This window comes from Candidatus Uabimicrobium amorphum, from assembly GCF_009002475.1.
Taxonomy (GTDB): Bacteria; Planctomycetota; Uabimicrobiia; order Uabimicrobiales; family Uabimicrobiaceae; genus Uabimicrobium; species Uabimicrobium amorphum.
On sequence record NZ_AP019860.1, the window covers coordinates 9,054,581 to 9,069,186 of the forward strand.

General features: G+C 40.2%; 6 protein-coding genes. 5 read left to right on the top strand and 1 reads right to left on the bottom strand.

What is annotated here, in order from left to right; all coding sequences use genetic code 11:
* Window positions 1-154: 154 nt before the first annotated feature.
* The 5 genes from UABAM_RS31890 to UABAM_RS31910 are packed head-to-tail and all read left to right on the top strand — an operon-like array spanning window position 155 to window position 13,357.
* Window positions 155-4,243 carry a serine/threonine-protein kinase gene (locus tag UABAM_RS31890; protein WP_151972165.1) on the top strand — a complete coding sequence of 1,363 codons (4,089 nt, stop codon included), beginning with the start codon at window positions 155-157 and terminating at the stop codon, window positions 4,241-4,243.
* A gap of 13 nt (window positions 4,244-4,256) precedes the next feature.
* The gene (locus UABAM_RS31895; protein WP_151972167.1) at window positions 4,257-5,843 is read left to right on the top strand and encodes a serine/threonine protein kinase; all 1,587 of its coding nucleotides are present in this window, start codon (window positions 4,257-4,259) and stop codon (window positions 5,841-5,843) included.
* 7 nt (window positions 5,844-5,850) lie between these two features.
* Window positions 5,851-11,757 (top strand): WD40 domain-containing protein, encoded by a 5,907-nt coding sequence (locus UABAM_RS31900; RefSeq protein ID WP_173013695.1) that lies wholly within the window; start codon window positions 5,851-5,853, stop codon window positions 11,755-11,757.
* Window positions 11,757-12,416 (top strand): nucleoside phosphorylase-I family protein, encoded by a 660-nt coding sequence (locus tag UABAM_RS31905; protein ID WP_151972172.1) that lies wholly within the window; start codon window positions 11,757-11,759, stop codon window positions 12,414-12,416. The genes UABAM_RS31900 and UABAM_RS31905 overlap by 1 nt, the downstream gene beginning before the upstream one ends.
* Complete coding sequence (locus UABAM_RS31910; RefSeq protein ID WP_151972174.1) at window positions 12,416-13,357, top strand: M14 family zinc carboxypeptidase; 942 nt, start codon at window positions 12,416-12,418, stop codon at window positions 13,355-13,357. The genes UABAM_RS31905 and UABAM_RS31910 overlap by 1 nt, the downstream gene beginning before the upstream one ends.
* Window positions 13,358-13,507: 150 nt before the next feature.
* Here UABAM_RS31910 and UABAM_RS31915 read toward each other — a convergent pair whose 3' ends face one another.
* Window positions 13,508-14,458, bottom strand: coding sequence for a hypothetical protein (locus UABAM_RS31915; RefSeq protein ID WP_151972176.1), 951 nt, complete (start codon window positions 14,456-14,458; stop codon window positions 13,508-13,510).
* Window positions 14,459-14,606 lie beyond the last annotated feature (148 nt).

Consider the following 14,606-nt stretch of genomic DNA (forward strand, 5'->3'; position numbering starts at 1 on the left):
CCTATTATGGACAATATTGTCAATAATTGTACAATATTTTTTCTACAGTAGCGTGCCCCTAAGCTTTATTGTTGCGTAACTTATATTATATTGTAAAATAATATGGAAGCATTTGACAACCCCTAAATAGTATATTATACGAAAGTTTATATAAATGGCCACACACCATTCTGCAAATTCAGATGATAGTCAAGACAAATATGCCGTTACGCGCGTAAAAGGTCGTAGTACGATGAATCTTAAGCGACAAGAACCTACGCAAAATATGTTACGGCACTATAAAATTACGGGTATTCTTGGCGAAGGTGGAATGGGGAAAGTTTATAAAGCTTGGGACACAAAAATCAATCGTCCTGTGGCATTGAAAGTGCTTTTGCCGCGTAATAGCCATATGCAAAAAGTAATTGAGCGCTTTTCGCGAGAGGCATTGGCGGTGGCGAAATTACAGCATCCCAATATTGTCGGTCTATATGAAATAGGCGTGGACAAAGGGCAGCGCTTTTTTACCATGCAATTTATCGAAGGGACAACCCTACACGAAACAGGAACGAATCGCAAACTACGTATACCTAAAATTGTCAATATCATGATTAAAGTGGCTCATGCCATTGATTATGCCCATAGCCAAGGTGTGATTCACCGCGATTTAAAGCCGGCAAATATATTGCTAAGCGAAGAAGAGGAACCATTTGTCATGGACTTCGGTTTAGCAAAACTGGATAAAGTGGACAAAAGCCTGACAAAAACAGGAGAGGTGATGGGAACACCCTATTACATGTCTCCTGAGCAAGCCACAGGTAAGAGCAAAGATATTGAGCGTACGACAGATATTTATTCTTTAGGTGTGATTCTTTATGAGTTACTTACTGGAGAAGTACCATTTAGTGCGCCATCGACAATGCAAATTCTAAACAAAATCACCAAAGCGGACCCCGTACTCCCTTCTAAAATAAATCCACGTATCCCGAAGCCTTTACAAGCCATTTGTCTTAAGGCCATGCATAAAAAAGTGTACAAACGTTATCAGAGTGGTAAAGAGTTGGCGGAAGATCTCGAACGATTTAAGAATGGGGAAAAAGTTCATGCGCGAAATCCTATCTCTACTCAAAAATGGCGTATAGCAGCGATTGTTGTCATGACGAGTTTGTTGTCGATATACATTGGTTATGGTTTTGGGCAAAGAACAAAGAACGATATTTATCAACTGGGAATTTCTTGGGAACAACTCTCACCAAGTAAGTGGCCGAAGTACGGGAAAAGGCTTGTCGACAAGGGGTTTTTTCAGCAGGCCCATGAAATATTTACCAAAGCATTGGCGACTCCGAATTTAGACGCGCGAGAAGAAGAGATTCGTTGCTATTTAATCGCAACAAGCGTGAATTTGAGTCATTACCAACAAGCTCTTTTTCACTACCAAAAACTTTCTTCTACAAAGCAGAAAAATCCTGAAATTATGTTGGCCATAGCCAAAGCCCATTATTATTTAGAAAACTATTCTACGGCACAAAGTTTATTGCAAAATTTAAAAGACAGCAAAAAGTTTCCACAAAAACAAATACAGGTGATGTTTTACTTAGCGGAAACGGATTATGAACTTGGGAACTACAACAGCGCTAAAAAATTTTTAGAGAAAGTGGAGCACTTACTCTTTAAAAACAATAATAATTTTGATGATTCTCTGAAGGCAACGCTTTTTTTACATTTGGGTAATTGTTACCTAAACGAAAAGAATTACTCTTTGGCAGAAAATTATTTGAAAAAAGCGCAAAACTTTTTGCCCAATCTCGTGGACATATATTCGGCTCTAGGTACATGTTATTTGAAGGAAAAAAGTCCTATTCGCGATGCCAAAAAAGCCCAGGAATGTTTTCGCAAATGTGTAGAACTAGATACAAACAACAGTATGTATTATGCACATTTAGGAAATAGTCTTGAAGCTCTAGGAGAATACCGCGAGGCAAATTCGATGTATATTCGCGCTTTGGATATTGACAGTGAGAATTTTACGGCGACAAGGGGACTTCTTACTGTCCCGCTGCGCGATATTGCCGTTATCGAAACGAATATTCAGCATCTAATGTATTATTTAAATAAAATACAAAAAGTTGCGGCAACAGATTTGATGGCCAATGATGTTTTGAAAATACAACGCAAGTACCAGAATGCCTACATTCAATATTTGGCGATAAAAAAAACTCAGGGAAATCCCCACTCTTTTGCGAAGCGTTTGTTAAAAGAAAATATATCCTTGCAGATATACGATTCTATTCAAAAAGGTTTGTTGACACTACGTTATCATCCCGAGATAGACTTGATGGCGAAAACGCTGCAAAATGGTGCCTATAAAAAGCACGTGAAAGAGCGTTTGGCTCAGACTTTTGGTATGATTTTCCGCATGCGTCGTGAAGAGCAAAAATATGTGAGTTATTATTTGATTGCGAAATACTATTTTGTCAAACACATATCGCAGCAGCAAATAGAAGAGAATATTCAAGTACAGTTTGTTTATGATATTTTACGCGACGAAGAAGAAAATACTTTCATGAGATACTTGGCGGCAAAGATTATCATGAAATTGTTGGATTTTAAAGAAATCGAAAACTTGGCAAAAAAAAGAAATTCATGTGCCGTAATCTGCCGTACGGTGCTGAACGAAAGTGGTTTTCCTCGACCTTTTCGCTACAAAAACTTACCTTGGAAAGACAATTTGCTATTGACCAAGTTTGTCGCTCGTTATGGAAAGCATTCTGCACAAGACTGGCTATTGTTTAAGGCACACCGCGATGAAATTGTGCGTCTTTACGCCGCTGCAAATGTCGCACAACGCAATGAAAACCGGCAGCATCTCTTTAACGCTCGGGAAATTTTAGCGAAACTAACACAGCACAAAAGCCCCGACATTCGAAGTTATGCCCATTATTTTTTGTGGCGCTCGTATATTGTCAATGAAGACAAAATGCGACATCTCAATTATATAATTGCTGGGTTACGCGATCCAAATATACGCGTGAAGAAAAGCGTACTATTTTACCGCGATCTATTTGTCGACCCGAAGCTATGGGATGAATTGTGCGCTCTACTGCGAAGTGCCAAAGAAGATACGGTACTGCGTATGGCTTTATCGGGCTTAGCAACTTATGATAGCGACAACGCCATGTTTGATGAGATGATCTACAGTCACGACAAATATTTATATTCGACACGTGCCCTTGCTTTTATGTGTCGTTTATTTTTTATGGGAAAAACCCCCAAACATGAGCGCAAACCAAAAATTCAACGTAAGTTTTTTAAGTTGCTCCAAGAATTGGGTAAATTAACCCAAGATCCAGAACCGCGTTTTCGTTTTATTATATATTGTTTTTTATCCGTCGCTGGCTTTCAGCCTACCGACTTTATTAAGGATGAAAAAGATCCTTATGTGAAAGCACATATTATTGCAAATATTAAATTTAAGTTACTTAGTAGTCGTAGTAGCAACCACCGTCGCGAACTTTCCATTATACAGCCGTTTTTAAATCATAAAAATACCGTTATACAAAAAGCGGCGCTTATTTCTTACGCATCTCTTTTAAATATTGACCAACAAAGAGTGCTATTTGACGATGTGAAAACGCGCAAAGAAAAGAATATACTTGAGGGAGCGGCTGTCGGTTTTTATAGTTCAGCGCGCGTTCCTATCTTAGCAAGAATGGATCAAGAAGGACGTTTTAATCTCGATTCTAAAAATCAATACTACGAAAGCTATATTGAGAAGTTGCAACTCTTTTTTCGCTACCCTACAATAAAAAAACATTTAAGAGAACGTATAACGTTTGCCATAGATCTGTATCCGGAAGCATACTATTACTATGAGCGCAGTTTGATTCATATGTTTGACAAAAAACACAATGCGGCACTCGAAGATTTGAAAAAAGCATTAAAATTTGCTGAAAACAGCGATAAATATATTTATACTATTGCAAAAATCTACCATGAGATAGGGAAAGTGGATGAAGCCAAAGCATGGTTAGCCAAACTACAAATCCACAATTATGATTTAGAAAATATGCAATCGATTGCGGAGTTATATGTCAAAGTTGGTTTATACGAAGAAGCCCGTAAAGTATACTCCAAATTGATATTACTTTTTCCTAGCAACAAAAACTTATATTTAGGTCTGGCAAAATGTTATAATAAGCTAGGTGAAACTTCATGGCACAAAGTATATGTAAATTACGCAAGTAAACAGGACTCTTCTAAGTAAGGTAATACAACAAATGATAGGTAGTAGTTTTGGAAAATATGAAATCATTTCTACTATTGGCAAAGGCTCTATGGGAGTGGTTTTTCACGCTAAAGATCCCGATGGCAAAGAAGTGGCTTTAAAATTAATTTCTAGCAATGAAAATGAGCACGAAGATACTAGTGTTGCACGTTTGCGTTTTAATCGCGAGTCTCGATACGCAATGGAGTTACAACATCCAAATATCGTAAAGACATTTGACACCGGAGAAGTAGACAACACTTTGTATTTGGCTTGTGAACTTGTTGAAGGTGGCTCTCTGGAAGATGTGATCGCCAAAGGAACTTTGTCGGAACTTGATTGCCTAAAAATAGGGCGTCAAGTACTAAGAGCTCTGGCAAAAATACACGAGTTTGGCTTGGTACATCGCGATATTAAACCAGGTAACATTTTGATCCATCGCGACGGAACAGTAAAACTTTCGGATTTAGGTTTAATACGCTCTACATCATCGGACCGTACAATGTTAACGCAACAAGACAATGTTGTGGGGACGCCATACTACTTGGCTCCGGAGCAAATATACTCTCCTGAAGAAGTAGACATTCGTTGTGACTTATACGCCGTAGGTGTTATGATTTACGAATGTATGACCGGGAATCTTCCTTTTAACGCCGATGGATTGGTCGAAATTTTAAAACAACATCTTTACGCACCAGTTCCGCCAATTACCAATGTCGAAGTTCGTAAAGAAGTCTTTGATTTTTTATGCGAATTGATGGCAAAAAAACCACGTAAGAGACCAAGTTCTCCTAACAAAGCGCTGGCAAAAATTGAAAAACTTATGTTGCATTATGGGAAAAATATCGAAGATGCGATTCCAGAATTGCGCAAGATAGATATGCAACGTGTGACATCGCGCATCAAAAAGTTGGAACTGATTGCGAATGTCAAAACGCGAATGCAGCAAGCGAAATTTTCGATATTCAATGGTCGAGAAGACTATACCATTTTTATTTATGGTGGGGGTGAGCTTTCGTTTGGACGAAATTCGACGAAGGAGCAAGCCACACATGTCTGTTTGCGTTTGCGACCCGCAAAGGGCAATGAGGGTTCTACGCGTAAAATTTCAGGAAAACACTGCAAGCTGGTATCAAAAAACAACAAGAGTTATTTTGCGGACACGAACAGTACATATGGTACCACCGTTGATGGAGAAAAAGCGCAAGCCAATGCGATGATTGAATTGCAAAAACACCACCAAGTGAACATCGCCAAGGTATTGGATCTAAATATATATAGTATTCCGTCTCCTAACCTTGTTTACAGTGTCGAAAATGAAGGTCGTAGTTATCTTGCTCCGGCAATATTTGTGGAACGTCCCGATAACGGTGCTGAGCATTCTTATGCTCTTGTACCTGGAAGCTTTCGTTTGGGGATAGATTCCAAAGGTAGACTTTATCCACAGAGCGATGGCATTATCGAAATTATATATATTAACAATACTTTATGGTTGCACAATCCTTCTAAAAGCCAGTGTTACGCTCTTTCTCCAGGAAAGTTTAGTATAGGTGATTCGCGAATTACGGTTTCCCACATAGATGCAGAGGATCAAAAGTAGGTGTATTATGGATGAAAAAAGCTTTCGCAAAATATGGGAAGATATGGTATCGGAAGAATATCTTGATGGCAGTCGCTGCGATGCGACGTTTAAAGATTCTCATGAATTTTCATTATATGATAGTTTACAACTCAAGGACGATTCGGGAGAGCCTTTACCCATAGTGGTCGAAGAAGATATTTCTTATATGAGCCCGGATTGCGAAAGCACTCATCCTAAAGATACGTTGTCTGGTGTCACAGCGAATGAAGAAGTGGTCCAAGGCACACTGTCTGGACAAACGCTCAACGAACAACAACCACCAGGTACACTGTCTGGACAAACGCTCAACGAACAACAACCAGGTACACTTTCTGGGCAAACTACTGACGACAATTTACGCGACGGAAATTTATCTATTCCTTCGCGGCGCAATGATTATGAAATATTTTTTGAGATAAATCGCGGTGGAATGGGTACGATTAGTTGCGGTCGACAAGCTAGTTTAAAAAGAGACATTGCCGTAAAACAAATCCTACCACAAAATCGTAATATTGCCTCACACCGGCAAAAGTTTATCTCGGAGGCTTTGGTCACAGCCTACCTCGACCATCCCAACATCGTTCCTGTGTACCAACTGAGCTACGATGAGGAACAAAATGTTATCTTGTCGATGAAGCTGATTGATGGCGTATCGTGGAAGACGCTTCTACGTGAAAACAGTACCCAAGAAGAACGCAATGATAAATTAATTGACAACATCAAAATACTTATCAACGTGTGTAATGCGGTTGCCTATGCCCATAACAAGGGAATTATCCACAACGACTTGAAACCCGACAATATCATGGTGGGAAAATTTGGTGAAGTTTTTGTGATGGACTGGGGTATATCCGTAGACATTAGCGATGAAAAAAAAGAACCAAGAACACTTCACAAATCCGAGGTTGTGAAGCCAATGGGAACCCCAAGCTATATTCCGATAGAACTCGCAGAAGGACGAGGGTGTGATATTGGCCCCTGGACAGACGTGTATTTGTTGGGGGCCATTCTTTACGAGTTGATCACCGGGCGTCCACCTCATTATCAAGAAACAGTATGGTTGTCTCTCATTTCATGCCGCGAAGGGTTGTTACCGAAATTTGATGATGATATATCAGAAGAGTTGCAGGGAATTTGTTATAAAGCTTTAAGTAAAAACAAAGAATCGCGTTACCAAAGTATCCAAGAGTTCCAAAGAGCCATCGAAGATTACTTGAAGCACCGCGAAAGTATTGCCATCGAAGAAAAAGCGCGGTTTGTTTTGCAAAAATGTCAAAACAATGTCGAACACTTGATGAAAAATCATGTAAAAATGCAAGAAACACAGCGCAACCGTTTGTATAGCGAGTTTGCACAAGCGGTGGCTTTTTTCGAGCAGGCGCAAATGCTATGGCGTGGAAATTATCCCGCGCATCGCGGAGAATTGCAGGCGCGGAGCTTGTACGCTGATTTTGCTTTATTAAATGGGGACATTGGTTTGGCGGAAGCCCAAGCGGAATTGCTAAAGGTAAGCAACCACTCGCAGGCGTCTACTACTCTGGGAAAAGTGCAAAAAGCCAAAAAAAATCTCCATAAACACCAAAAACGTTATAGTCGTTTACGTCACATGCTTTTAGGGGCAATCGTTCTTATTATCGTGGGGTTGACACTATTTACCTTGTCTTTGCAAGAAGAGAAAAAGCGTACGGAGATTCAAACTGCGGAAGCAGCACGGCAGCGCGAACATGCGTACTATCGTCGTAACGAGGCAATTAATCGCGAAAATGAAGCAAAGCGTGCCAAAGAAAAGGCCGAAGGATATGCTTTAGCCTTGGAAAAACAAAAGAAAAAAGTTGTCGAAGAGGCACAACAAGCCAAAGAAACACTTGCACAAATTGCATTACAAAAAGCCAACGAGGCTTACGAAGATGCGCAGTGGAAAAATTGCGGTGTGTATGCGGGGATTGGTTTGGATTTGATTAAGGATTTTTCCGAAAACACAAGTGCAAATTTGCGTCGCAAAAATCGCAGTTTTATTCGCCTAGCATTGCAAAAAGAAAATTTGATTTGGAAAACAAATCCTGGGTATGGAAATTATATCCACAAAATGTTGTGTATTGATGAGGATGACTTACTGATTACTGCCGCGAACGATAAAGAGATTCGCGTGTGGAGTACTGTTACGGGTAAACAAAGTTTTTCTCTTTCGGGACATGCCGCAGCGATTCGCAACATTGTGCATGATAAGAATATACTAGTTTCTGCGTCTGAGGACAAAACAATACGTTTGTGGAATTTACAAACGCGTAAACAAATCCAAAGTATATATTGTGACACTTTTGCGGTAAATTGTATGGCATATGACGGGGATACTTTGGTCGTTGGTGGTCAAGGTGAAATTATTATTTTTCGGCCAAAAAATGGTATTTTTCAGATATGGCGACGCGTGAAGCTGCAGGCAAATATTACGGTCAAAGATATGAAATTCCTAAGTAGTAAACTACTACTTGTCGCGTATAAAAGTGGCATGTACTTAGATATCTCTACAGGGGATATCGTTCGCAAGTTTACAAGCCTTCGCGAGGTAAAATTAACGGCGGTAAGCCCGAAGAGAACCGTTCTAGCTATGGCAAACGACGCGCATATTGTTTTGTACAAAAACAACGGTACACCTATTCAAAAAATTAGCATTTCGTCGCCGATCACTGATTTGGTGTTCATTCCCAACAACATACTGTTTTCGAGCCACAAAAACGGAATGGTCAATAATTGGGACTTATCTAAAAATTCACGGGAAAAAATTACCCACAACGCGGCAATTATTGGAATGGCATACCATCAAAAAGCGCAAACTCTTTTCGTGAGCACCCAAGATCGGTATGTTCATGTATGGAACGATGGTAAGAGAAAATCGCATCTCCCCATCCACACCAAAGAGATCACATCGGTCGCATTTAACTTTCGTGGAGATTTAGCCGCATCTTCTGCAAAAGACAACACCATTCGCATTTGGAATACTAGTACTGGAAAACAAGTTCGCGAGATCTCAGCGCACAAAGACACTATCGCCGACGTTGCTTTTCATCCACAAAAGAATTTACTTGCGTCGGCGTCATTTGACCGCAAGGTAAAACTTTGGGACCTCGAAAATGATAGTAGTGTAGCACTGTATGGACATAATGATGACATAACACAAGTTGCCGTACACCCGAAAGGTGCTGTTTTTGCTTCTGGCTCTAAGGACAGCGATATTTGCATTTGGCAAATTCCCTCGGGCAATCAACAAGCCGTACTCTCCGGTCATGATAAGGCGATCACCGCTTTGGCATATAACAATGACGGTAGTATGCTTGCATCTGGTGGTGAAGACAATGCGGTGTGTGTTTGGCAGGGAAACAAACTACGTTTCGTTTTACGCGAACACACAGGAAAAATTAACAAACTACTCTTTCATCCGCAAAAGAGTTTACTGGCATCCGCCGCAGATGACAATCGTGTTTGTTTGTGGGACGCGAAGCAAGGAAAGCTTCTCGCAGTATTTGCGGCACATCGCGCACCGGTGATTTCTTTATTTTTCTTTGCAAATAAGCCGTTCTTGTTCAGCGGTGGTAAGGATAAAAAAATTGCGTTGTGGAATTTGCAGAGCAAAAAGTTGGTAAAACTATACCGTAAACATCGCGCCTGGGTAACAGATTTAAAGGGAAATTTTAATAAGCGAATTTGTGTTTCTACTTCCTCTGACTACAATGCCATTATGTGGAATGATCGTTTTCAAGAACAAAAGCGATTTTCCCATAGTTCGGACATAAGTGCGATTGATTTTCACGACAAACGTACGATGTTTGCCACATCTGCGGGAAGTAATGTTTATATCTGGGATTTTAACGGAACGCGTATTTTTAAATTTCAAGGTCATCGTTCCTGGGTAAAAGGGGTCGCATTTCGTCCACAAACAGAAGAATTGGCCTCTTGTTCTTCGGACAAAAGCATTTGTATATGGAATTGTAACTCGGGACGAAAAATCAAACAATTCAAACAACACGATAGCGATGTCAACGGCGTTTTTTACACCAAGGGCGGGCGCTATTTAATTTCATTCTCCAAGAGTGATCTCATTATTTGGGATGCGCAACAAAAGCGTCTACTTACTAAAATTATTTCTGGGCACACAGATAAGATCAACGACATTTGCTTTAGCCCGGATGGCAAGGAACTGGCCTCTGTCTCTGACGACGGGCTTGTGAAAATTTGGAATATTAACACCAAAAAAGTGACCGCGGAATTTGAAGGGCACAATTCAGGTATTGAATCGGTTCACTATAGTCCGAAGGGAAAATATTTAGCGACAGCGTCTAGTGATAAGACGATTCGCATTTGGGATGTAGAAAAAGGAAAAGCAACGTGGATGTTGTTCGGTAATGATGGTCACAAAGACGTTGTTCACAAAGTGTGCTACAATGGGATTGGAAATGCGGTCGCCACCGCGTCTAGAGATGGTGTCATTAAGATATGGAATATCGCAACCGGTAAGGCATACATCACAATTGACGATATGAAGAACGTTCAGAGTTTACAGTACACTAAAGACGACCAAATGCTCATTATTGCACTGGAGAATAATATCCAACTTTGGGACATTGCCACGGGGGCACCCGTGGAAATTTTAACGGGACATACCGATTTTGTAACAGATATTGCGTATAGCCCTGATGGAAAAAAATTACTTTCTGGATCAAAGGATAAAACGCTGCGCTTATGGACAATTCCCGCGCAACCTCAAATTACTTTGCGTAGAGGATATAAAAACCAAAAAATCCATGATATTGCGTATCATCCCCAAGGAAAGTTGTTTACGACACTTAGTCATGACCATATTCATATTTGGAATCACAAAGACTCACGCCCCATTCGCGTGAAAAAACGCCGCAATGCAAAAATGTCTAAGGTTGTTTTTAGCTACAACGGAGAAGAAATCGCTTCGGCGAGTGAAGATGGAAAGATTATCTTGTGGGATAGTGGTAGTCTTGACCCTCTATACTCATTCGCAACGCAGTCAAAGCACATTACTCAAATACAGTACAATAGTGACGCCAGTATTTTAGCATCGAGCTCTGTAGACACAAGCATAAATTTATGGAGTATTGAACGCGCCACAAGTAAAATACGCCATAAAAAAATAATGCAGTTTGATGCACACCTTGCCAAGGTAAATTCGATTACATTTCATCCAAACGATCAAATTCTCGCCTCCGCCTCTGAGGATAACACGATTCGTCTTTGGGATACGAAAAACAATGAACAATTAAAAGTCATCTCGCGGCATAAAGCGGCAGTAAACTTTGTGGTGTTTAGCGCTAGTGGAGAATTTTTAGCCTCCGCGTCTGATGATAGAACTATTCGCATTTGGGATACCTCGGATTGGAAACAACTTTATGTGCTAAGAGAACATTCGCAGCCCATCGTTTCTCTTATGTTTCGCGGTAACTCCCTTATTTCAACGGCGGCAGATAACACTATATTGTTGTGGGATGTCATTACCGGCAAACTCGTGTCGCGTTTTCAGCACTCAAGTTCTGAGATCACCGGCATGGCGTTTCGCCCTGATGGGAAGGGTTTTATTTCGACATCCGCAGATGCCACTATTCGCATCTGGGAGCTAGAGCAGGCGGTTAAGAGAAGCACATCCCTTGACAGCATGCCAACATGGTTTCGCAATATTATCGATGGCCATTCTGAGGAAGTGAAACCGCGCAAATCCTCGTTTGATTTACGTTCCGATATACCTGGATACTTGTTAGAAGTTGCCATTTCTACTGATCCGCGTATTGTCACCGAAAATTTGTTTGATACTAAGACAACATCTACATTTGCGGTGAAGAATCTCGCACCTATTACTCTTTTTGAAATGAAATAATGGACCTATTATTTTTATTTCCTACCACCAATGAACTACAAGCGATTTATTCCTCGCATAAAAGTGGCGTTATTTATGAGGTCTCTGATTTTTATTGCACATGCTTTGGTGTAGGTAAACAAAACATTATCCCTTGTGAATTTCCAGTTGTTGTTGGTTATGGAGGAGCTTTGTCTCCTGAATTAAAAACAGGAGATATTGTGGTGAGTAGTCATTTTATGCACAATGATAAAGAGATTACCTGCAAAAAACACACTGATTTCGCCACACAGTTCGTTGCTCATCTCAACAAAGAAGGAATTTGTGCATATCATCAAAGCGTATATACCGCAGACAGAGTCATTGCCGCACAAAGTGAAAAGACAAGGCTTTATGAGAAAGGTGCATGGGTTGTTGATATGGAAGGTTTTTGGCTAGCGGAGCAGTCGCAAGATCTACTTTCCATTCGCGTGGTTCTTGATACCTTCGCTATGCGTTTGCCCGATTTAACACATACCTTAAAAGCAAACGGGGAGATTTCTCTGGCAAATACACTCAAACATTTGCTAAAATATCCTCATCATATAGTTTCACTTCTTAAGATATTTTACCTTACGAAGAAGATAAAACCGATTCTGAAGAAATGTTGCTTTTCCTTGGCGACATTTAGGAGGTCTTAATGAGACATTTATTTATTGCTTTGATTCTCTGTGCAAGTGTTTGGAGTGCAGAGTATGATAAGATCATTAATAGTTTGACAAACTTAGTTGACAACAACTCTGAGATCGCACAGTGGATGGATATTGGAAAGAACGACCAAGGCCAAGATATCCGCGGCGTAAAAATTGAAAATGCTACGTTTAAAGTTGACGAAGAGAAAAAAAACTATTTGTTAGTTGGTACTCACCACGGAAACGAACGCCAAAGTGCTTATTTGTGCGTAGAAGCAGCAGAACAAATGGTAAAGATTCTTAAAAATCGTAACCATGAGCATTACGCGAGATTATCTGCTTCTGTCATCTATGTAGTACCTGTACTTAACATCGGTGGTTTTAACGCCTACAGTCGTGCAGAACGCGATAAAAACGGATACTCTCACGATCCAAATCGCGACTATCCTGATCCGTGTGATAGCAACTCATACTTCAAATTAATGAGTACACAAAATATTGCGAACTTTGTAGAAAGAAACAATATTTTGGGTGCCGTAACCGTTCACGGTTACATCGGAACTTTTACTTACCCATGGGGAATGTACACCAAAAAAACCAAAACCGCAGATCATAAAATCTACGACATGATCGGTAAAGAATGTTGCAAGATCAACAACTATCGTACCGGTACACACGCAGATGTGATTTATCCCGCGACTGGTGCATTTGAAGATTGGTGCTACAACGCTCACGGTATCTGGACTATGTTGTTAGAACTTGCACACTCTGCTAATTTAGCAAAAGACGCAGAAGCGGTAATCAAGTTTTTTACACTAGTTCCTGGTGAACGTTCTAAGAGCCACAAACATCCCGGCAAAAACTGCAATATGGTCAATGTACGCAGCAATCGCAGCCGTTGCGACCTTCTAGAAGAGCAACAAAAGCAATTGTTAGAACAAAAGAAATAGTTCTAGACGTCTTTTCGATTATAAAAGCACTCTATCATTACAATTGGTAGAGTGCTTTTTTTGTGTAGCTAGGGACAACGGGAATCGTGGTGAAATGTAGGGGCGGACCTAGTGTCCGCCCGTCCTTCGAATACAGGTGAATGCACGTTTCTATTCACTCACGCGTTTTTTTAACAAATCTTGCGCTGGTTTTTGTACATTTTCTAGTACGCTGTTTTCGGCGATGTGTTCTAATATACCTCTACTTTTTTCCAATATATACGCATGATTTTGCGGTGAAATTTCCGCAATCGTAAGAAGCGAATACAACGCTTTGTTGCGATCACCATGTGAAGGACGATGTAGCTGCGTTATTAAAGAGTCGCTAATGGCGCGAATGAGTTTTGGGTCTTTAATATACGATGTAAAAGGCATCATAAATCGCGAAATATTATTGCGTACTCCTACGCTGGGGTCATCAAGAAAAGTGTGTGCCACGGCGATGCTCTCCGCAGGTTTTAATGCCCAATTGAGAAGAGTCGCTGCTTGCATACGATGCCAAGTATTTTTGGAGTATCGCAAAACGTGTAATATATTTTCGCGTTGTGCAGGAACTTGTTCGATGAGTTTTAGTACAATTTCATGCATTTGCGGATCACTGTAGTCGCGATATTTTCCGTCTTTTACAATTTCGTTTACCGCTTTTCCTTGTTCAAACAATTGTTGCTGTCTCTTTTGTAGTTTTTGATACAACTTTAAAGTTTCTTTGGTGACAAACTCGATTTCTTCTTCCGGAGCTTTACGAAATTGTGCGCGTTGCTGTTCACTTTTTTCGACGATATCGATGACCACGTAAAATTTAAAATTGAGATAGGAAACAATCGTCGCGTCGACATGGTACAAATTGTATTTGTCTTTTAGTTCTTTGTTGTAGGACATCAAGCGTTTATAGTATTGCATCGCATTTTGCGGAGTGTAAATGTCTTGCGGAGAAATAGGGTACAACTCCTTTACTTGTTCGCGCGTCATGGTTTTGTTGCCCATAATTTCAAAGCCACCCATTGTGTACTCTTCGGCGTAGACACTCGCAATGATCAGTAAAAGCCATAAGTATTTTTTCATGTTGATTTCCCTCATCGTAGACTCTTTGTTTTATTCCTACCTTAATTAAAGTACTTTTTGCTTGTAAAATCAAGCTTTTAGATACAAACTAGTTTTTGAAATATGCACGAAAAATGATAGATCACTATAAGTTACAATGCTTGTCATT